Source organism: Salmonella sp. NW177, assembly GCF_051811585.1.
Taxonomy (GTDB): Bacteria; Pseudomonadota; Gammaproteobacteria; order Enterobacterales; family Enterobacteriaceae; genus Salmonella; species Salmonella enterica.
The window spans coordinates 14,416-35,119 of sequence record NZ_JAMMZV010000013.1; the positions used below are offsets into that span (position 1 = coordinate 14,416).

Genomic DNA, 20,704 nt, shown 5'->3' on the forward strand with positions numbered 1-20,704 from the left:
CGTCAAATCATTGCTGGCTTTCTTTTATCGGTTGGCGCAGAACTTCGTTGATCTGCGGCGCATCGACCGGACCGGTAATGCGATAACGCAGAATGGAGACCTTGCTCCATAGCGGCCCCAACACTTTACTGGCGGCAAATACCGCCGCGCCGACAATCGGGTTAACGGCAAACGCGGCGGCGACGCCCACGGTGGCGGAAATTTCCGGCGCGACAACGGCCTCCATATCAAGACGACGACGCACCAGATCAACAGAACCTTTCATTGCAATATCCGCTTCCAGCCCATCCACCAGCGTATCGTCAGTATGCAGGACGCCATCTTTAATCCACGCGGTACTATGAATAGAGTCGAAATAGAAACCCTCGCTAAAGGTATCTCTGAAGTCAAACCGCAGCTTACGCAGCAACGCATCAAAACTGAGCAGCCGCAGTAACTGTCCGGCATGACCGCTACTGAGATCAGTAAACTCGCCTTTACCCAGACGCGTACGTAAAATCCCGTTGAGCGTGGCTTCCTCAGGTTGCCAGGGCGGGTTTCGCCAGTGCAGATCGTAATCTACGTTAAAAGACGCGTTCTGGATTGGCGTTGAGATGCCGAAGAACCCGGCAGCCGTGTCGAGGTTACTACCATGCAGACTACCTTTCAGCGAGGTTCGTTCATTACCCGGCGCATTCACCCACTCGCCGTTCGCTTTCAAACGGGCGAATCCGGTATCGATCAGGCCATTCGCCAGAGTCAGCGTATTGCCTTTGATGGCGAAATCGCCATCAATACGCCCATATTTTTGCCCCCACAGCCAGCACTCTTCGCAGCGAAGCTGTAAGTCCGGCCAGCCGCGGAAGCTAATCGTGTTCGCCGAAGCCAACGGCGATGTCGGCGTTGGTGACGAGGCGTGCGTTTTTGCGACGCCAGGGTTGTAGTACAGGTACTTAATGTTCGCCAGCCACGGCGCATGGTTGCGCATGAGCAGCGTGGCGTTCACCTCACGGCCCTGCGCTTCAATTTTTGTTCCGTTCAGCGAGGGGGCTGAAACAACGCTCAAATTGTTCCACTGCTGGCCACCCAGCGATAGCGCGGGAGTACGCAACGTGACGCGTTGAGGAAACTCGGCCGAACTGCTCACGTTATCCGCCGCGCCTTTCTGGAATAACGCCAGCCACTGCGCGCCATCCAGCGCCGGCAGATTGAGCTCAACGCCTTGTTGAGCAGGTAATGGCGGAATCGTCCGGCTGTCCGTCGTCCAGATAGCCCGATCCAACGTCAGCTTCTGATTTAATAACCAGCGGCTGTTAAAGTGATTTTTACTCCCTGCGCTCCCCGTTAGCGCAAAACTTTTCAGGTTGCCGTCAGCCTGAATGTTCACCGGAATGGCTTCGCCTGCGGGTTTATTTAGCGGAGAAGGTAAGTGACTGCTCACATTTCTCAGATCGCCGTTCAGCTCGATGTGATAAGTGGTGTCAGCGTGATATGGAAGATCGATGCCGACTTTACCATTCCACGTCACGCTGCCGCTCAGGGCGTCATTCAGTTGCGGCGGTAAGACGCCCATACGCGTTGGCTGCCAGTTACCGTTCAGGTTGACGGCGACCTGATAGGCTTTTGCCCCTTCCGTCGTACTGAAATCCAGGTTCAGCGGCTGATTAAACCAGTTTGCCGTCAGCGGCCCGCTTTTTAGCGCGCCATTCACAAAGCTGAATTTACCGTTCAGATTTTTGAGCGTGCTGTTTAGCGGCTTAATAAACAGACTGTTATTACGCAACGAGACATCGCCCTCGGCGGTAACCTGTTCGCCATCCAGCGGAATATCAAGATGTAAGCGAGCATTCACATCGCCATCTAACTGGAGCTCCGCCAGCGTCGAGCCAAGCGAGTCTTTTAGCGGCGTCTCGTCAAAATAAGGCCCAACGGCTTTTCCCGGCCCGTTAATATCGGCATCAATGAGCAGTTTCTCTTTGGAATAATCCGGAATCGCCGCTGCGAGTTTGCTGGCCTTCACCCCGCCCAAATCGACGCTATCCGAACGCATCCACAGACCGTCGTTCAGGAAATCCAGTTCAATGTTGAGATTTTTTAGCGCCGGCCAGTCGGGTTGAAAAGCAAACGTCGCATTGCGTAGCGGCACCAGCACTTCAAACTGACCTTCGTTATGCTTATAGGGAAAGAGGTGCGGGTTACCACCGTAAACCAACGTGGCGTTATCCGCCTCGCCGCCCTGAATCGCGCCGCTAAGGTAATCGACCAGCGCTTTGCCCATCAGGTTTTCCGGAAAATAGCGCCACGCCTGAGATCCATCGTCGGTACTGATTCCGGCCAGAATGCCCAGCCACGGTTCGTCGCCCGTCGGTTGCAGATAGCGGAACCCGCCGCGCGCATGTACCGCCTTTGCTTTGACGTCAATGTCGCGGCCATCAAGCTGAAAGCCGTTCTCATTCTTCAACCAGCTAAGCGTCGCGACGCCGTTTTCAATTTCCAGCGGCGCGCGAAAAACGGTTTCATAGGGCATCTTAGCCTGCTGCATCGCAACCTTCATCTGCCCGTCTTCTACGCTTCCCGCCAGCGTACCGGAAAAATGTTCCGCGCCGGGCAACAGCTTCCACTGTTTCCAGGCAAGATTTTCCCACGATGCCTGAAAACGCGTTTTTTCGGTGGCCTGTAGCGGAATATCCAGCGCCAGTGTGGCGATCTTTCCGCTCGGCTGCGTAGCCTGCCATATTTCGCCCAGCACAGGCGACAGTTTAGCCGCCAGCGGACGTAATGCTTCCAGCCCCGCCAGTTCAAGATTACTGGCGCGAATGCGTAGCTCATCGCTACGTGTGTGATTCTCACCGCCGACGTCCTGCTGCGGGAGCCAGGCCACGGTTAAGGCTCCGCTCGGCCAGGGTTTACCATCAAGCGTAATCCGTGTGTCCGGAATATAAAACTGCCAGCCCGGCTGCTCGCGGCTAATCTGCGCCGTCAGGTTATCGACAGACAGCGTGTGCGTCGTGTTATCGCCCAGCCAGCTTGCGCCGCCCTGTTTCAGCCAGACGTCTCCTCCGGCGATTTCACCTTTACTGAGCGTCATCCAGCCTTCCAGACTGAAACGCGCCGTCTGGAGCGCCACATTATCCTGCATCCATTTGCCCAGCCACGGCTTGACGTCAATATCGTCGGCCTGTAACCAGACTCTGCCGTTATTCAGCAAACCGTCGTCATCGCGTAAATCCATCCGCACCTGCATCACGCCGTGCTGCCCGGTCAGGCTGGAGAGGCTGACCTCGCCTTCGGCGCGGTGCCGCTCTTTGCCGTTTAGCCAGGTAAGCTGTGGGATCGCCAGCTCCGCGCGTTGTCCGGAAAGCGTCAGAAAACTGATTTGGCTATCGCGCAGATCGAAATGATCGAACTGCCGCAGGAAAAGATCGCTTAAACGGCTGGTTTCGATGCCTTCGCCGTCGCTGCTTTGAAGAGGCGTGTTGGTGCGGAAATTGAGTTGCCAGAAGGTCAGGTCGCGAAACTGCCAGCGCATATGCAACAGGCTTTGCCAGACGTCCAGCGCCAGCGTAACGCGTTTTATCGACAGTTCGCCGCCATCTTTCAGGGCGGCATGAATATTATGCGCTTCCAGCGTAGGGCCAAAATTTTGCCAGCTTGCGGAGAGTTGGCTGGCGGCCACCGGCACGCCGGTCACAGACTCAATCTTATTCAGGATAGCTGGACGCCAGGCGTCAAGATGAGGCAACGCCAGGCGCAGCCCGCTAACCAGCAGCGCTGCAATGACGATGAGCGCGGCTCCAGTGAGCAATAAAATCCCCGGCAATCGCCTCACGCGTCTCTCCTTGTCTGCCAAAAAATACGACTCACAACCTTGCTTTGCCGGACGGCGGCGTGAACGCCTTATCCGGCCTGCAAATGCTCGTACGGGTCGCGGTCTTTTACATCATTACGACGTCAAACTGCTCCTGGTTATAAAGCGGTTCGACCTGAACTTTAACCTGTTTGCCGACAAAGATTTCGACTTCCGCCAGCGCGTGTGATTCTTCGCCTTTCAGCGCTTCCGCCACCGCAGGAGAAGCATAAACCAGGAAGCGATCGGAGTCATAAGCGTGATGAACACGTACAATTTCACGCATGATCTCATAGCAGACGGTTTCCACCGTTTTTACCGTCCCGCGGCCATGACAAGTTGGACACTCGTTACAAAGCACATGTTCCACGCTTTCACGAGTCCGTTTACGGGTCATTTCCACCAGTCCCAGCGGCGAAAAACCGTTAATACTGGTTTTCACGCGATCCTTACTTAACGCCTGTTCCAGCGAATGCAGCACCCGGCGGCGATGATCTTCATTATTCATGTCGATAAAATCGATAATGATAATGCCGCCCAGATTACGCAGGCGTAGCTGGCGGGCAATGGCCTGAGTCGCTTCAATATTGGTATTAAAAATGGTGTCGTCGAGATTACGGTGTCCGACAAACGCGCCGGTATTGATATCTACCGTCGTCATCGCTTCGGTTTGGTCGATAATCAGATAACCGCCAGACTTGAGTTCAACCTTACGCTCCAGCGCGCGCTGGATCTCATTTTCCACGTCATAAAGATCGAAGATCGGCTGATGGCCACTGTAATGCTCCAGCTTACTGGTCATTTCCGGGATGTATTCTGCGGTAAACTCCAGCAGCGACTCATAGGTCAGACGTGAGTCGACGCGAATTCGGTCCAACTGCGCATCGGCGAAATCGCGCAGCACGCGCTGCGCCAGCGCCAGTTCGCCATACATCTGGTAGCGCGTTTGCGGACGCTTTTTGCGCTCCATGACTTTCGTCCAGACGCGCTTGAGATAGGCGGCGTCAGACGCGAGATCCTCTTCACACACGCCTTCCGCTGCGGTACGAATAATAAACCCGCCCTGTTCGTCGCAGTATTCCGCCACCACCTTTTTCAGGCGCTCGCGTTCACTTTCGCTTTCGATGCGCTGGGAAACGCCAACGTGTGACGCGCCGGGCATAAAAACAAGGTAACGGGAGGGCAACGTGATGTCCGTGGTCAAACGCGCGCCTTTCGTGCCGAGCGGATCTTTCACTACCTGCACCATCAGATCCTGTCCCTGACGCACCAGTTCGGAGATATCGCGCACCGTAAACTGTTTTTGCTCGTCGCCCGCCACGCATTCGGTATGCGGCATAATATCGGAAGCGTGAAGAAATGCGGCTTTATCCAGCCCAATATCTACAAAAGCCGCCTGCATACCTGGAAGTACACGACTTACACGACCTTTGTAGATATTGCCTACGATTCCGCGTCGCGCTTCGCGCTCAATATGGATTTCCTGAAGAATACCGCCATCAATGTACGCCACGCGCGTTTCCGATGGCGTTACGTTTACCAACAATTCAGCCGTCATGTTTATCCCTTTTATCACGCAGTGCGTTAAAATGACTCAACAACTCATACGTTTCAACCAGCGGTAAGCCGACCACGGCGTGATAGCTGCCATTTATCTTCCTGACAAAACAGCCACCCTGCCCCTGAATACCGTATGCACCTGCTTTATCTAAAGGCTCGCCGCTGGCGACATAGCCAGTAATATCCTGCGCAGAAAGCGTGCGGAAAGTCACCTCCGTTACCACCAGACAATCCAGCGTCTGCTGCGAGTCCGCAAGCGCAACAGCAGTCATCACCTGATGCGTATTTCCGGAAAGCAAACGCAGCATTTCTGCGGCATGAGCGGCGTCGCGCGGCTTTTCCAGCACCTCGCCGTTTAACACGACTATCGTATCCGCGCCCAATACCGGCAGATCACGGGGAACCAGCGCCACGCCAGCCTGCGCCTTTTCGCGCGCCAGCCGAACAACATACTGCTGCGCGCTTTCCTGAGCACGCCGTTGCTCTTCAATACCAGGCACGACCTGCTCGAATGAAAATCCAAGTTGAGTCAATAATTCCTGGCGACGCGGGGAACCGGAAGCAAGATACAGAGTTGTCATATCGACCTTTATTGCACAGCAAACTGCTGGCGTACTTTACGCATCAGCAAAAAGAGCCAGGGCCACAGCACGCCATTGACTACACTACTCCAGAACACTTCCGGTCTGAAAGAGACGTTGATCACTAAAAACTCGGCCCAGAAAACAATAATGTCCACGGCCAGTGAAAGCAACATTACCACCAGCGCCTGCTGCCAGAGCGCCAGGTTACGGAAGAGCTGGAATTTCAGAGCGACCAGATAGGCGACAATACTCATCGACAGAGCGCGCACGCCAAGTGTGGAACCGCTGATGAGATCAAGTATGGCACCCATCACAAATCCCGTCCCCACATTTACGCGGTGCGGCAGGGCCAGAATCCAGTACAGTAAGATGAGCAAAACCCAGTTTGGCCGGAAAACAATGATGTCGTCCGGCCAGGGCATGATTTGCAGCAACAGCGCAATAAGAAACGAGAGCCAGATAACCCAGCGCCCCTGGCTACGATAGCTCGCCACCATTACCCTCCCGGCGCACGCGCAGGCGGCGTGGTCGCGCCCGAAGGCGATGGTTGCGTTGATACCGGCGCAGTCTGGCCCGCAGATGGCTGAGTAATCCCCGTCGCCGGGTCCGGCACTGGCGCCGGCGGCCCCATCGCATCCGGAGAAGGCAACACCTGCGGCATCATCTGCATCAGGCGCTCATTGGCGACGCGGTGAACCTCTTCCGGCGTCATCGGATTGGCGCCGTTACGATCGGCTCCCCACAACAGCAGCAGATAGCGTAAACGCTGCAAACCCGCGGTTGGACGTGCCTGAATGACGGTATAGGCGCGCTGAGTGTCCAGCTTGACGGAAGAGACCACCGCCACCGGATACCCTTCCGGGAAACGCCCACCAAGTCCGGACGTTACCAGCACATCGCCGACGCGAATATCGGTATTGGCGGGCAGATGTTCAAGCTGAAGATCGTCAGTGCAGCCGTTACCGGCGGCAATCACGCGGATGTCATTGCGCAGTACCTGAATCGGCAGCGCATGAGTCGCATCGCAAATCAGCAGTACGCGGCTGGTCAGTTTCGCCACGGCGACAACCTGCCCTACGACGCCTTTGTCGCTAATGACCGGTTGACCTTCATATACGCCATTAACGCTGCCTTTATCGATAACGACCTGATCGCTGTAAGGATCGTTAACCGTTGAAATAACCTGCGTCACCATTTTCTGCTCGTCCTGACGCAGCGGCGACCCCAGCAGCTCGCGCAACCGCGCGTTCTCCTGTTTGTACTGCCCCAGCATCAGCAGGTCGCTGTTTTTTAGCAGTAATTCCTGGCGCAGCGCCCGGTTTTCCAGCTCAAGCTGGTCGCGAGAAGCCAGCGTTTGCGACACGCTGTCGAGCAGTTCACGAGGGCCGTTTGAAATAAAATAGAAAGGACTGACGGCAGTGTCCATGTACGTTCGGATTTGACTGAACGTCCCCAGGCGGCTGTCGGCAATGATAACGCCGAGCGCCACCAGCACCGCCAGAATAAGGCGAATCTGTAGCGACGGGCCACGGCTAAAAATTGGCTTCATAGGCTATGCGTATTCTCGCGTCGGAGAGGCAGGATAATCCAGGGATAATCCTGCCCGTATCCAACTACTCTTCGCTGAACAGGTCGCCGCCGTGCATATCGATCATTTCCAGCGCCTTGCCGCCGCCGCGCGCCACACAGGTCAGCGGATCTTCAGCAACCACGACAGGAATGCCCGTCTCTTCCATTAACAGACGGTCAAGGTTACGCAGCAGCGCGCCGCCGCCGGTGAGCACCATACCGCGCTCGGAGATGTCTGACGCCAGCTCCGGCGGACACTGTTCCAGCGCCACCATTACCGCGCTGACGATACCGGTCAACGGTTCCTGCAACGCTTCCAGAATCTCGTTTGAGTTCAGGGTAAAGCCGCGTGGAACGCCTTCCGCCAGGTTACGGCCACGCACTTCGATCTCGCGGACTTCGTCGCCCGGATAAGCGGAACCGATTTCGTGTTTAATACGTTCTGCGGTGGCTTCACCAATCAGAGAACCGTAGTTACGACGAACGTAATTAATGATGGCTTCGTCGAAGCGGTCACCACCAATACGGACAGAAGAAGAGTAAACCACGCCGTTCAGGGAGATCACGGCAACTTCAGTGGTACCACCACCGATATCCACAACCATTGAACCGGTTGCTTCAGAAACTGGCAGACCTGCGCCGATCGCGGCCGCCATCGGCTCTTCGATCAAAAAGACTTCACGGGCGCCTGCGCCCTGAGCGGATTCACGAATCGCGCGGCGTTCTACCTGCGTCGCGCCGACCGGCACGCATACCAGTACGCGCGGGCTTGGGCGCATAAAGCTGTTGCTGTGCACTTGTTTAATAAAGTGCTGGAGCATTTTTTCGGTCACAAAGAAGTCAGCGATAACGCCGTCTTTCATCGGACGGATCGCAGCGATATTGCCCGGCGTACGGCCCAGCATCTGCTTCGCATCATGACCGACTGCAGCCACGCTTTTCGGCGAACCGGCACGATCCTGACGAATGGCCACAACGGAAGGCTCATTCAATACGATGCCTTGTCCTTTTACATAAATGAGGGTATTCGCGGTACCCAGGTCAATGGACAGGTCATTGGAAAACATGCCACGAAATTTTTTCAACATACTAAGGGATAATCCTGAAAGCTGGGGCGGAAAACAAAATCCGCTTACTTTACCAACCACACGCAGCAGCGACAAGGCGCAAAAATCATCTGCTACGGTGAAAATTAGTGCAGTTCGTTTCCTTTGTTACAAATCTCGGCCTGAGTCCCTCAGGGCTGAAAAAATCAGCAGCAATCCTCGCCTTCGTTTGCAACCTGTCAAAGGTCATTCACCTGCATATTTGCTGCAACAATCTGGCGAGCAGACAAGCACACCCCCATGAGGCGCAGCGCGCGTTATTCTACGTGAAAACAAATTAAACGGCAGGTTAAACCGAGTATCTTTGCGAATATTTTTTCACGTTTGTGTCAAGTAGTTGGGAGGAGGCAAAAAAATCACCCTGCCCGCCAGCCACGCCGCGTTTTGTCAGCGTCTGCCACTCGCCGCGCGAACGGACGCCCGTCGCGTAAACCTGCGTAGGCGTACCCGCGCAGGCCTCTACCAGACTTTGAACCAGAAGCTGGTTTTCCGTTCGCTTCTCAATGTTTCTGACCAGACTCGGATGCAGCTTGAGTAATTCCACATTGAGCGCTTTAATCCAGCTCGTGCTAACCAGCGTCAAACCCGCCTGTGTCACCGCCACCCGAACGCCAAGCGCATTGACTAAGCGAAGGATGGGTTGTAACCGGCTGATGTGTTGACAAACATCTGCCTCCGCAAGTTCAATAATTATGCGATTTCGCTGTGATTTTTCACACTGCATTAACGTATCGCGCAACCAGCGCTGAAAACGCGGACGAATCAGCGACTCAACCGTCAACTGCATTGCCAGATTTTCATCCGGCCAGTAGCCCAGCAACGTAATCAGGCGGCTAATTTGTAATCTGTCATACTCTTCCGATAAACCAAATTGCAACACCATCGGCATATACTCCGCCGAGCTCACCTCTTCTTTACCGTCATAGATGCGACACATCAATTCCCGATGATGTACGCGACCTTCTCGCGTGACCGCTGGTTTTTGATAAAGTCGCGGTCCGCCCCGGTTCAGCATCTGCTCAATCAATGTGCGCCAGCGCACATTGCCGCGCCCTTTTTCCGGCAGAGTGTCGTCGTAAATAGCCCAGCTATTTCCCCCCTGCAGGGCGGCATTCCGCGCCGCGGCTTCAGCATGTTCCATCACCTGCTCGGTGGACTGTCCGCTGCGCCAGGCGCAAATGCCGATATGTACCATATCGTCACGATCGAGCATTTTGTTAGCCGGTAGCGCATCGACAGCTTTTAAAAGTTGTCCGGCAATACTTTCCGCTTCTTTCAGCGTTCGATGCGGTAGCAGCACGGCAAAGTCGCTGCGGTGATAACGCGCCAGCAGCGAGCCTGGGTAACGCATAATAAATGTCGATAGCAGATTGATAAGCATAAACATCTGCTCTTCCGCCTGATTGCCTCCCAGGCTGTCGCGCAGAAGATTGAAGTCTGGCAAGCGGATCATCATCACCACGCCATGCACTCCCACTTTTTCCTGATCTTCCAGCAGCGTCGCCAGTTGGTTATCAAAGAACAGACGGTTACCGAGTCCGGTTTTGGTGTCCTGCGCGGCGTAGGAGCGAATGAGGGTGTCCAGGCGGCTACGCTGTTCGTGAGCAAACTGAATTTCGGAAAGCAATACATCAAGCGCGCTACTGGTGCGCGCTGGCCATTCGTAAACAGAACCGCGGACATTCGCCCCGCGTTCGCCGTTCAGAATACGCGTTGAGCGAATTTCCAGAAGCTCTTGCCCGGAAAGCTGCCGCTGCAGCCAGCGCACCGATAAAAACAAAATCAGAACGATAAAACCGATCGCCAGCGTCAGCGGCGCCGTGGTGATCAGTGAGTGAAAATAGTTACCCATCGGGTCCTGATAAACCAGACGTAGCGACATTCCTGGATGTTTTATCAGCGGTACGACCAGCTCGCGATACATGTCGCTGGTGCCGGCTGGCCGATAACCTCTGGCGCGAGAATGGCTGTAGACGCTGCGCTCCCCCTGCAACAGATCGACACGCACAATATCGGAAGCGATCATGAGTTCGTCGATTTGCGGCGTCAGCGAGACAATATCATGGGTCACCAGGTGCGTATCAATGGCTGTCGCCGTCGCCTGCACACGGCTGACATACTTATACTGTACGGCGTTATAAAAGCTTAGCGAGCAACCTATCAGAGTCACGAAGATCGTTAACCCCGTGAGCAGCGTGATAAAAGCTGAGAATTTCGTCGTTAATCGCATCCTTGAGTTAACTCCGACGGTTATAAACAGTATGAAAAAGCGAATCTGAAGGCGGAATTCGCCACGGCGCGCAATGAAGCAGGCATACTACCAAAATGGATCTATCTGGCAATTTATTGCGTTGCATCGGCATCACGTTTTAATTAGCGAGTATAGTCTTCGTAGCTATTTTTCCAATCTACCATGTAAAGTGAGGACAGGTTATGCAGGCGTTGATCTTAGAACAGCAGGACGGTAAAACCCTCGCATCCGTGCAACATCTCGAAGAGAGTCAACTGCCGGCAGGTGATGTGACGGTGGATGTCCACTGGTCCAGCCTGAATTATAAAGATGCTCTGGCTATCACCGGAAAAGGGAAAATTATCCGTCATTTTCCGATGATTCCTGGTATTGATTTCGCCGGCACCGTTCACGCAAGCGAAGATCCTCGCTTTCATGCAGGCCAGGAAGTACTACTGACTGGCTGGGGCGTGGGCGAAAACCACTGGGGCGGCCTGGCCGAACGCGCACGCGTTAAAGGCGACTGGCTGGTCGCGCTGCCTGCGGGACTGAGCAGCCGTAACGCCATGATCATCGGCACCGCCGGTTTTACCGCCATGCTGTGCGTCATGGCGCTTGAAGATGCAGGTATTCGCCCGCAAGACGGTGAGGTTGTCGTCACCGGCGCCAGCGGCGGCGTGGGCAGCACTGCCGTTGCATTACTGCATAAGCTGGGCTATCAGGTTGCAGCAGTATCAGGACGTGAAAGCACCCACGGCTATCTTAAGAGCCTGGGAGCTAACCGTATTCTCAGCCGCGATGAGTTTGCTGAATCTCGCCCGTTGGAAAAACAGCTGTGGGCCGGTGCAATTGATACCGTTGGCGATAAAGTGCTGGCGAAAGTCCTGGCACAGATGAACTATGGCGGTTGCGTGGCCGCCTGCGGCCTGGCGGGCGGCTTCGCGCTGCCGACCACCGTTATGCCATTCATTCTGCGTAATGTGCGTTTGCAAGGGGTGGACTCGGTGATGACCCCACCGGCACGTCGCGCAGAAGCCTGGGCGCGTTTGGTTAAGGATCTGCCGGAATCGTTCTATGCTCAGGCCGCCACAGAGATTACGCTGGCGGATGCGCCGAAGTTCGCCGATGCCATCATCAATAATCAGGTTCAGGGCCGTACGCTGGTGAAGATAAAATAACGTCACGTATAAAAAAATTTACACTTAATTAACTATTTATTTTTACACATTGACACACTCCCTGTCATATTCACTACACGCCATGTTGTGGTGGGTAGACCGGGAGTCTGTGATGAAAAAGATACGTCCATTAACAGAAGCCGATGTGACTGCGGAATCGGCTTTTTTTATGCAGCGCCGACAGGTGCTAAAAGCATTAGGCATCAGCGCGGCCGCCTTATCCTTACCCTCAACGGCGCAGGCCGATCTCTTCAGTTGGTTTAAAGGCAACGATCGTCCGAAAGCGCCTGCCGGTAAACCGCTTGAGTTTAGTCAGCCTGCCGCCTGGCGAAGCGATTTAGCGTTAACGCCGGAAGATAAGGTGACGGGCTACAACAATTTCTATGAGTTTGGCCTTGATAAAGCCGACCCGGCGGCCAATGCCGGAAGTCTGAAAACCGAACCGTGGACGTTGAAAATCAGCGGGGAAGTCGCGAAGCCATTTACGCTGGATTACGACGATTTAACACATCGTTTCCCATTAGAAGAGCGTATCTATCGAATGCGCTGCGTCGAAGCGTGGTCCATGGTCGTGCCGTGGATTGGTTTCCCTTTATATAAGCTACTCGCGCAGGCACAGCCCACCAGCCACGCTAAATATGTGGCATTCGAAACGCTATACGCGCCGGATGATATACCGGGACAGAAAGATCGCTTTATTGGCGGCGGACTGAAATACCCTTATGTCGAAGGGCTACGTCTGGACGAAGCCATGCATCCGCTGACTCTGATGACCGTTGGCGTCTATGGTAAGGCGTTACCCCCGCAAAACGGCGCGCCTATTCGACTCATCGTTCCATGGAAGTATGGTTTTAAAGGTATTAAATCTATTGTCAGCATTAAACTCACCCGCGAACGTCCGCCAACCACCTGGAATTTGTCGGCTCCCAACGAATATGGTTTTTATGCCAATGTGAACCCGCATGTGGATCATCCACGCTGGTCTCAGGCTACCGAACGCTTTATTGGTTCAGGCGGTATCCTCGATGTGCAAAGGCAGCCGACGCTGCTGTTTAACGGCTACGCCAATGAAGTCGCTTCGCTGTATCGCGGTCTCAATTTGCGGGAGAATTTTTAAGTGCGTCTGACAGCAAAACAGATAACCTGGCTAAAAGTTTGTCTGCATCTTGCCGGTTTTTTGCCGCTTCTGTGGCTCTTTTGGGCGATAAATCACGGTGGACTCAGCGCAGACCCGGTAAAGGATATCCAACACTTTACCGGCAGAACCGCGCTCAAATTTTTGCTCGCCACCTTGCTGGTTTCACCGCTGGCGCGCTACGCTAAACAGCCATTATTGATACGCACACGCCGCCTGTTAGGATTATGGTGTTTCGTTTGGGCTACGCTGCATTTAACCAGCTATGCCTTACTGGAACTGGGGATACATAACCTGGCGTTGTTAGGAAGCGAGTTGATTTCACGCCCTTATTTGACGCTTGGGATCATTAGCTGGCTGGTGTTATTGGCGCTGACGTTGACCTCAACGCAATTTGCGCAGCGTAAATTGGGCAAACGCTGGCAAACACTGCATAACGTCGTCTATCTTGTCGCGATCCTGGCTCCCATACATTACCTGTGGTCGGTAAAGATTTTATCACCGCAACCGGTCATCTACGCGGCATTAGCGTTAGCCCTTTTAGCGTTGCGTTACCGGAAGTTTCGCCAGTGGTGGCGCTAGTTTGGTGAACTGTGCGGTCGATTGCAAAACGCAAAACAGGTAATGTCCTTTTTATGTTTCGGGTTGATTATCTTCCCTGATAAGACCAGTATTTAGCTGCCAATTGCGACGAAATAGTTATAATGTGCGACTTTACATTGCCCAACGGCGATTTTCGTTCGCAGAAAGGGTGACAATCGAGCAATGAAGGTATATTTTGTTTTTTGCCCGAAAATGGCAGAAGATAGCCACACAATGACTGGCAAATCATGAATTTCACCTTCGGGTGCTACGGCATAACAGGCAAATCAAAGATGCGCGGTATTTTACCCGCGGCAGTCATTCACATGCTTTACAGACGGCGCTAAAACGCCTGTCACAATCACACTAAACAAAGAGTACGGAACCCACTCATGGATATTCGTAAGATTAAAAAACTGATCGAGCTGGTTGAAGAATCAGGTATCTCCGAACTGGAAATTTCTGAAGGCGAAGAATCTGTTCGCATCAGCCGCACAACGGCAAACGCCGGTTTTCCGGTGATGCAGCAGGCTTATGCGGCGCCGATGATGCAGCAACCCGCTCTGTCTAACGCTGTCGCGCCAGCGGCTACTCCAGCAATGGAAGCGCCTGCCGCAGCGGAAATCAGTGGTCACATCGTACGCTCCCCAATGGTTGGTACTTTCTACCGCACCCCAAGCCCGGACGCGAAAGCGTTCATCGAAGTGGGCCAGAAAGTGAACGTGGGCGATACCCTGTGCATCGTTGAAGCCATGAAAATGATGAACCAGATCGAAGCTGACAAAGCAGGTACTGTGAAAGCGATTCTGGTCGAAAGTGGTCAACCGGTAGAATTTGACGAGCCACTGGTCGTCATCGAGTAACGAGGCGAACATGTTGGATAAAATTGTCATCGCCAACCGCGGCGAGATCGCACTACGTATTCTTCGAGCCTGTAAAGAACTCGGCATCAAGACCGTCGCTGTGCACTCAAGCGCGGATCGCGATTTAAAACACGTATTGCTGGCGGATGAGACGGTCTGTATTGGCCCGGCACCGTCCGTAAAAAGTTATCTGAACATCCCGGCTATCATTAGCGCCGCTGAAATCACCGGCGCGGTGGCAATCCACCCGGGTTACGGCTTCCTTTCTGAGAACGCCAATTTTGCCGAGCAGGTTGAACGCTCCGGCTTTATCTTTATCGGCCCGAAAGCGGATACCATCCGCCTGATGGGCGATAAAGTGTCCGCGATTACCGCGATGAAAAAAGCGGGCGTGCCGACCGTACCAGGATCTGACGGCCCGCTGGGCGACGATATGAATGCGAACCGCGCTCATGCCAAACGTATTGGCTATCCGGTGATCATCAAAGCGTCCGGCGGCGGCGGCGGCCGCGGTATGCGCGTGGTTCGTAGCGATGCTGAACTGGCGCAGTCCATCTCCATGACCAAAGCGGAAGCGAAAGCGGCTTTCAGCAACGACATGGTATACATGGAAAAATACCTGGAAAATCCACGCCACATCGAAATTCAGGTGCTGGCGGACGGCCAGGGCAACGCTATCTATCTGGCGGAACGCGACTGTTCCATGCAGCGTCGCCACCAGAAAGTGGTTGAAGAGGCCCCGGCGCCAGGCATTACGCCGGAACTGCGTCGCTATATCGGCGAACGCTGCGCGAAAGCGTGCGTAGACATCGGCTATCGCGGCGCAGGGACGTTCGAATTCCTGTTCGAAAACGGCGAGTTCTATTTCATCGAAATGAACACCCGTATTCAGGTTGAACACCCGGTGACTGAAATGATTACCGGCGTCGATTTGATCAAAGAGCAGTTGCGCATCGCGGCGGGTCAGCCGCTGTCGATCACACAGGACGAAGTTGTCGTTCGAGGCCATGCGGTAGAATGCCGTATCAATGCCGAAGATCCGAACACCTTCCTGCCAAGCCCTGGCAAAATCACGCGCTTCCATGCGCCTGGCGGCTTTGGCGTTCGCTGGGAATCTCATATCTACGCGGGCTACACGGTGCCGCCGTACTATGATTCCATGATCGGCAAACTCATCTGCTACGGTGAAAACCGCGACGTGGCGATTGCCCGTATGAAAAATGCCCTGCAGGAACTGATTATCGATGGTATCAAAACCAATATCGATCTGCAGACCCGCATCATGAATGACGAGCACTTCCAGCACGGTGGAACCAACATCCACTATCTGGAGAAAAAACTCGGTCTTCAGGAAAAGTAATCGCACGTTAATCTCAAAAGGCCGGTGAATCCGGCCTTTTTTATTTCTGGGGATAGCGATGCCCCATCATGTACAATTCCCGCTTTCTTCACCCATAAGGGACAAAAAATGGACGCTCGTTTTGTTCAGGCCCATAAAGAGGCGCGCTGGGCGCTGTGGCTGACCCTTTGCTATCTGGCGGCATGGTTAGTGGCTGCTTACTTACCTGGAGACTCGCCGGGAATTACCGGTCTGCCGCACTGGTTCGAGATGGCCTGCTTATTGACGCCGCTGGTCTTTATTTTGCTGTGCTGGGCGATGGTGAAATTCATTTATCGCGATATTTCGCTGGAGGATGACGATGCAGCTTGAGGTCATTCTACCGCTGGTAGCCTATCTGGTCGTGGTCTTCGGGGTCTCGATTTACGCTATGCGCAAGCGTACCGCCGGCACCTTTTTAAACGAATATTTTCTTGGCAGCCGTTCGATGGGCGGGATCGTGCTCGCGATGACGCTTACCGCCACCTATATTAGCGCCAGTTCATTTATCGGCGGTCCCGGCGCGGCTTATAAATACGGTCTGGGCTGGGTCTTGCTGGCGATGATCCAGCTTCCCGCCGTCTGGCTTTCACTGGGTATTCTGGGTAAAAAATTCGCTATCCTGGCGCGTCGCTATAATGCCGTCACGCTTAACGATATGCTATTCGCGCGTTACCAAAGCCGCCTGCTGGTGTGGTTGGCAAGCCTGAGTTTATTGGTCGCGTTTATTGGCGCAATGACCGTACAATTTATCGGCGGCGCGCGACTGCTGGAAACCGCGGCGGGAATTCCCTACGAAACCGGCCTGCTAATATTTGGCGTCAGTATCGCACTCTATACGGCGTTTGGCGGCTTTCGCGCCAGCGTACTTAACGATACGCTACAGGGCCTGGTGATGCTGGTCGGCACGATAGTGCTGCTGGTGGGCGTGATCCATGCGGCGGGCGGTCTAAGTCAGGCCGTTGACACGCTGCACGCTCTCGACCCCAAACTGGTAACGCCGCAGGGCGCCGATGACATACTTTCTCCCGCCTTTATGACCTCTTTTTGGGTACTGGTCTGTTTTGGTGTGATTGGCCTGCCGCATACGGCGGTGCGCTGCATCTCCTATAAAGACAGTAAAGCGGTACACCGGGGCATTATTATCGGTACGATTGTCGTGGCGATTTTAATGTTCGGGATGCACCTTGCCGGCGCGCTGGGTCGCGCGGTGCTTCCGGATCTGACGGTGCCGGATCTGGTGATCCCAACGCTAATGGTGAAAGTTTTGCCGCCGTTTGCCGCCGGGATCTTCCTCGCTGCGCCAATGGCGGCGATTATGTCAACAATTAACGCCCAACTGCTGCAAAGTTCCGCGACGATCATTAAAGATCTCTATCTCAACCTGCGCCCCGATCAGATGCAAAATGAGATCCGGCTGAAGCGTATGTCGGCAGCGATTACTTTACTGCTAGGCGCGCTGTTGTTGCTGGCCGCGTGGAAACCGCCAGAGATGATCATTTGGCTCAACCTGCTGGCGTTTGGCGGCCTGGAAGCGGTGTTCTTATGGCCGCTGGTACTGGGCCTTTACTGGGAGCGGGCAAACGCGGCAGGCGCATTAAGCGCCATGATCGTGGGCGGCGTGCTATATGCCCTGCTTGCCACATTTAATATTCAGTACCTGGGCTTTCATCCGATTGTGCCCGCGTTACTGTTAAGTTTATTGGCTTTTCTGATCGGAAACCGATTCGGCTCTTCCGCTTCGCAAGCCACCGTATTGTCTACTGATAAATAAAGAGTTTTGCCATGCCATGGATCCAATTGAAACTGAATACCACCGGCGCGAATGCTGAAGAGCTGAGTGATGCGCTGATGGAAGCGGGCGCCGTTTCCATTACCTTTCAGGATACGCACGATACGCCGGTTTTTGAGCCGTTGCCGGGCGAAACCCGTCTGTGGGGCGATACCGATGTGATCGGTCTGTTCGACGCCGAAACCGACATGAAAGACGTTGTCGCGATTCTGGAGCAACATCCGCTGCTGGGTGCCGGATTTGCCCATAAAATCGAACAACTGGAAGATAAAGACTGGGAACGCGAATGGATGGATAATTTCCATCCGATGCGTTTTGGCGAGCGTCTGTGGATTTGTCCCAGCTGGCGTGACATTCCGGACGAGAATGCCGTCAACGTGATGCTCGACCCGGGACTGGCGTTCGGTACGGGTACGCACCCCACCACCTCTTTATGTCTGCAATGGCTGGACGGGCTCGATCTCAACGGCAAAACCGTGATCGACTTTGGCTGCGGTTCAGGCATTCTGGCGATTGCCGCGCTGAAACTGGGAGCGGCAAAAGCGATTGGTATTGATATCGATCCGCAAGCTATTCAGGCCAGTCGCGATAATGCCGAACGCAACGGCGTGTCTGACCGGCTGGAGCTGTACCTGCCGAAAGACCAGCCAGAAGCCATGAAAGCCGACGTGGTCGTCGCTAACATCCTGGCAGGCCCATTACGCGAACTGGCCCCGTTAATCAGCGTACTGCCCGTTGAGGGCGGTCTGCTGGGGCTTTCAGGTATTCTCGCCAGCCAGGCGGAAAGCGTCTGTGATGCTTACGCCGAGCTTTTCACTCTCGACCCGGTCGTCGAAAAAGAAGAATGGTGCCGCATTACTGGCCGTAAGAAATAATTCTTGTCAGCGTGGTCGCCCGGCCACGCTTTTCTCCACACAACTGCCTTAACGCCTTTCAGGCACCGAGACATCATTAAATTCATCAAATGAATGCCTGAAATAACTTCTTTGTCACTATCCGTCTGGATAAACTGCTGCTACCAGCGGACAAAAGATACTGGCGTTTTAACGGGTGGCAGCCATCGTCCTCGTGCTTAGTAAATGCTGTCTGGGTTGTTCTGCAGCATCCGCTAACCCTCTCTTCAGCGCAGCTGGAAAAATTTATCCGTGCCGTTCATGAACACAAAAGCGCATCTGTGCGCCCCCTTCCGACTGGCAATGGAGAAAAATCACGCGCAGCGGGAAGTGATCTTGTCCTGAAACGAGACGGCGATCCCATTCATTTGGGGTAATTAGCTTATAAAAAAAGCAGATTATTCCGCTTATCTTGTTTCTGGACGAAGAAATAGAGAGAAGTTACGGGAATTTGTAAGCGCGTACAAAACCGCCGACAATAAATAACCCTATGATTTTACTGAATTATAAATTTATTTTGCTGTTTTTAAGCACGATTCATTGATCTACAACAGTGGATTGTTCAAAGTTTGGCCTTTCATCTCGTGCAAAAAATGCGTAATATACGCCGCCTTGCAGTCACAGTATGGTCATTTCTTAACTCATGCGCATCGGACAATATCAGCTCAGAAATCGCCTGATCGCAGCGCCCATGGCTGGCATTACTGACAGACCTTTCCGGACGCTGTGCTATGAGATGGGAGCAGGATTGACAGTATCCGAGATGATGTCTTCTAACCCGCAAGTGTGGGAAAGCGATAAATCTCGTTTACGGATGGTGCACGTTGATGAGCCAGGAATTCGCACGGTGCAAATTGCCGGTAGCGACCCTGTTGAGATGGCCGATGCCGCACGTATTAACGTGGAAAGCGGCGCCCAGATTATTGATATCAATATGGGGTGCCCGGCGAAGAAAGTGAATCGTAAGCTGGCAGGTTCAGCCCTCTTGCAGTACCCGGATTTAGTGAAGTCTATACTCATCGGGGTCGTAAACGCAGTGGACGTTCCTGTGACTCTCAAGATTCGCACCGGCTGGGCGCCGGAACACCGTAACTGCGTAGAGATTGCCCAACTGGCTGAAGATTGTGGTATTCAGGCTCTGACCATCCATGGCCGCACCCGCGCCTGTTTGTTCAACGGAGAAGCTGAATACGACAGTATTCGGGCAGTTAAGCAGAAAGTTTCCATTCCGATTATCGCGAATGGCGACATTACTAACCCGCATAAAGCCAGAGCTGTTCTCGACTATACAGGGGCGGATGCCCTGATGATAGGCCGCGCAGCTCAGGGAAGACCCTGGATCTTTCGGGAAATCCAGCATTATCTGGACACTGGGGAGCTGCTTCCGCCGCTGCCGCTGGCAGAGGTAAAGCGCTTGCTTTGCACGCATGTTCGGGAACTGCATGACTTTTACGGTCAGGCAAAAGGGTACCGAATCGCGCGTAAACACGTCTCCTGGTATCTCCAGGAGCACGCTCCAGACGACCAGTTTCGGCGCACATTCAACGCTATTGAGGACGCCAGCGAACAGCTGGAGGCGTTGGAGGCATACTTCGAAAATTTTGCGTAAACAGAAATAAAGAGCTGACAGAACTATGTTCGAACAACGCGTAAATTCTGACGTACTGACCGTTTCTACCGTTAACTCTCAGGATCAGGTAACCCAAAAACCCCTGCGTGACTCGGTTAAACAGGCACTGAAGAACTATTTTGCTCAACTGAATGGTCAGGACGTTAATGACCTGTATGAGCTGGTACTGGCTGAAGTAGAACAGCCCCTGTTGGACATGGTGATGCAATACACCCGTGGTAACCAGACCCGTGCTGCTCTGATGATGGGCATCAACCGTGGTACGCTGCGTAAAAAATTAAAAAAATACGGCATGAACTAATTTCGATTAGCTAACTGCTTGTTTAAAAAGGCGCTACTCGGCATGGGGAAGCGCCTTTTTTATACGCATCACATGGA

The 20,704-nt window shown here is 53.8% G+C and carries 18 protein-coding genes; 11 read left to right on the forward strand and 7 right to left on the reverse strand.

All coding sequences use genetic code 11. The annotated features are described in order from the left end of the window. Nucleotides 1-7: 7 nt before the first annotated feature. The 7 genes from yhdP to csrD all read right to left on the reverse strand — a co-directional run bounded on the left by yhdP (nt 8) and on the right by csrD (nt 10,875). Complete coding sequence (yhdP, locus tag NA986_RS23320) at nt 8-3,808, reverse strand: AsmA2 domain-containing protein YhdP (RefSeq protein ID WP_001253502.1); 3,801 nt, start codon at nt 3,806-3,808, stop codon at nt 8-10. Nucleotides 3,809-3,914: 106 nt separating this feature from the next. After that, nucleotides 3,915-5,384: a ribonuclease G gene (rng, locus tag NA986_RS23325; protein ID WP_000123188.1), complete on the reverse strand. Its 1,470-nt coding sequence runs from the start codon at nt 5,382-5,384 to the stop codon at nt 3,915-3,917. Beyond that, the gene (locus NA986_RS23330) at nt 5,374-5,967 is read right to left on the reverse strand and encodes a Maf family protein (RefSeq protein ID WP_000210305.1); all 594 of its coding nucleotides are present in this window, start codon (nt 5,965-5,967) and stop codon (nt 5,374-5,376) included. The genes rng and NA986_RS23330 overlap by 11 nt, the downstream gene beginning before the upstream one ends. An 8-nt stretch (nt 5,968-5,975) precedes the next feature. Next, nucleotides 5,976-6,464, reverse strand: a complete 489-nt coding sequence (gene mreD / locus NA986_RS23335; protein ID WP_000179403.1) for a rod shape-determining protein MreD — start codon at nt 6,462-6,464, stop codon at nt 5,976-5,978. 2 nt (nt 6,465-6,466) lie between these two features. Beyond that, nucleotides 6,467-7,519, reverse strand: a complete 1,053-nt coding sequence (mreC, locus tag NA986_RS23340) for a rod shape-determining protein MreC (RefSeq protein WP_000802538.1) — start codon at nt 7,517-7,519, stop codon at nt 6,467-6,469. Between the two features lie 64 nt (nt 7,520-7,583). After that, nucleotides 7,584-8,627 (reverse strand): rod shape-determining protein MreB, encoded by a 1,044-nt coding sequence (gene mreB / locus NA986_RS23345; RefSeq protein WP_000913396.1) that lies wholly within the window; start codon nt 8,625-8,627, stop codon nt 7,584-7,586. A gap of 307 nt (nt 8,628-8,934) precedes the next feature. Next, nucleotides 8,935-10,875 carry an RNase E specificity factor CsrD gene (gene csrD / locus NA986_RS23350; RefSeq protein WP_001241381.1) on the reverse strand — a complete coding sequence of 647 codons (1,941 nt, stop codon included), beginning with the start codon at nt 10,873-10,875 and terminating at the stop codon, nt 8,935-8,937. Nucleotides 10,876-11,078: 203 nt separating this feature from the next. On the opposite strand from csrD, the gene acuI reads away from it, so the two are divergent. The 11 genes from acuI (at nt 11,079) to fis (ending at nt 20,627) form a co-directional block, all read left to right on the forward strand. Then, the gene (gene acuI, locus NA986_RS23355) at nt 11,079-12,053 is read left to right on the forward strand and encodes an acrylyl-CoA reductase (NADPH) (protein WP_001148246.1); all 975 of its coding nucleotides are present in this window, start codon (nt 11,079-11,081) and stop codon (nt 12,051-12,053) included. 112 nt (nt 12,054-12,165) lie between these two features. Further along, complete coding sequence (gene msrP / locus NA986_RS23360) at nt 12,166-13,170, forward strand: protein-methionine-sulfoxide reductase catalytic subunit MsrP (RefSeq protein WP_023216416.1); 1,005 nt, start codon at nt 12,166-12,168, stop codon at nt 13,168-13,170. After that, the gene (gene msrQ, locus NA986_RS23365) at nt 13,171-13,770 is read left to right on the forward strand and encodes a protein-methionine-sulfoxide reductase heme-binding subunit MsrQ (protein WP_001240053.1); all 600 of its coding nucleotides are present in this window, start codon (nt 13,171-13,173) and stop codon (nt 13,768-13,770) included. Nucleotides 13,771-14,162: 392 nt separating this feature from the next. Next, nucleotides 14,163-14,633: an acetyl-CoA carboxylase biotin carboxyl carrier protein gene (gene accB, locus NA986_RS23370; protein ID WP_000354626.1), complete on the forward strand. Its 471-nt coding sequence runs from the start codon at nt 14,163-14,165 to the stop codon at nt 14,631-14,633. 10 nt (nt 14,634-14,643) lie between these two features. Further along, nucleotides 14,644-15,993 (forward strand): acetyl-CoA carboxylase biotin carboxylase subunit, encoded by a 1,350-nt coding sequence (gene accC / locus NA986_RS23375; protein ID WP_000884627.1) that lies wholly within the window; start codon nt 14,644-14,646, stop codon nt 15,991-15,993. 108 nt (nt 15,994-16,101) lie between these two features. After that, the gene (locus tag NA986_RS23380) at nt 16,102-16,344 is read left to right on the forward strand and encodes a YhdT family protein (protein ID WP_000340018.1); all 243 of its coding nucleotides are present in this window, start codon (nt 16,102-16,104) and stop codon (nt 16,342-16,344) included. Beyond that, the gene (gene panF / locus NA986_RS23385) at nt 16,334-17,785 is read left to right on the forward strand and encodes a sodium/pantothenate symporter (RefSeq protein WP_001175741.1); all 1,452 of its coding nucleotides are present in this window, start codon (nt 16,334-16,336) and stop codon (nt 17,783-17,785) included. Before NA986_RS23380 ends, panF begins: the two co-directional genes overlap by 11 nt. Nucleotides 17,786-17,796: 11 nt before the next feature. After that, complete coding sequence (gene prmA / locus NA986_RS23390; RefSeq protein WP_001145849.1) at nt 17,797-18,678, forward strand: 50S ribosomal protein L11 methyltransferase; 882 nt, start codon at nt 17,797-17,799, stop codon at nt 18,676-18,678. 137 nt (nt 18,679-18,815) lie between these two features. Continuing rightward, nucleotides 18,816-19,073, forward strand: a complete 258-nt coding sequence (locus NA986_RS23395; protein ID WP_240890589.1) for a carbonic anhydrase family protein — start codon at nt 18,816-18,818, stop codon at nt 19,071-19,073. Nucleotides 19,074-19,339: 266 nt separating this feature from the next. After that, complete coding sequence (dusB, locus tag NA986_RS23400; protein ID WP_001219664.1) at nt 19,340-20,305, forward strand: tRNA dihydrouridine synthase DusB; 966 nt, start codon at nt 19,340-19,342, stop codon at nt 20,303-20,305. Between the two features lie 25 nt (nt 20,306-20,330). After that, nucleotides 20,331-20,627: a DNA-binding transcriptional regulator Fis gene (gene fis / locus NA986_RS23405; protein WP_000462905.1), complete on the forward strand. Its 297-nt coding sequence runs from the start codon at nt 20,331-20,333 to the stop codon at nt 20,625-20,627. Nucleotides 20,628-20,704: the final 77 nt, after the last annotated feature.

Excerpts from the sequence above, each read along its gene's own strand:
- rng (WP_000123188.1), bottom strand. The coding sequence starts at position 5,384 with ATGACGGCTGAATTGTTGGTAAACGTAACGCCATCGGAAACGCGCGTG.
- NA986_RS23330 (WP_000210305.1), bottom strand. The coding sequence starts at position 5,967 with ATGACAACTCTGTATCTTGCTTCCGGTTCCCCGCGTCGCCAGGAATTA.
- mreC (WP_000802538.1), bottom strand. The coding sequence starts at position 7,519 with ATGAAGCCAATTTTTAGCCGTGGCCCGTCGCTACAGATTCGCCTTATT.
- mreB (WP_000913396.1), bottom strand. The coding sequence starts at position 8,627 with ATGTTGAAAAAATTTCGTGGCATGTTTTCCAATGACCTGTCCATTGAC.
- csrD (WP_001241381.1), bottom strand. The coding sequence starts at position 10,875 with ATGCGATTAACGACGAAATTCTCAGCTTTTATCACGCTGCTCACGGGG.
- acuI (WP_001148246.1), top strand. The coding sequence starts at position 11,079 with ATGCAGGCGTTGATCTTAGAACAGCAGGACGGTAAAACCCTCGCATCC.
- msrP (WP_023216416.1), top strand. The coding sequence starts at position 12,166 with ATGAAAAAGATACGTCCATTAACAGAAGCCGATGTGACTGCGGAATCG.
- accB (WP_000354626.1), top strand. The coding sequence starts at position 14,163 with ATGGATATTCGTAAGATTAAAAAACTGATCGAGCTGGTTGAAGAATCA.
- accC (WP_000884627.1), top strand. The coding sequence starts at position 14,644 with ATGTTGGATAAAATTGTCATCGCCAACCGCGGCGAGATCGCACTACGT.
- NA986_RS23380 (WP_000340018.1), top strand. The coding sequence starts at position 16,102 with ATGGACGCTCGTTTTGTTCAGGCCCATAAAGAGGCGCGCTGGGCGCTG.
- panF (WP_001175741.1), top strand. The coding sequence starts at position 16,334 with ATGCAGCTTGAGGTCATTCTACCGCTGGTAGCCTATCTGGTCGTGGTC.
- prmA (WP_001145849.1), top strand. The coding sequence starts at position 17,797 with ATGCCATGGATCCAATTGAAACTGAATACCACCGGCGCGAATGCTGAA.
- dusB (WP_001219664.1), top strand. The coding sequence starts at position 19,340 with ATGCGCATCGGACAATATCAGCTCAGAAATCGCCTGATCGCAGCGCCC.
- fis (WP_000462905.1), top strand. The coding sequence starts at position 20,331 with ATGTTCGAACAACGCGTAAATTCTGACGTACTGACCGTTTCTACCGTT.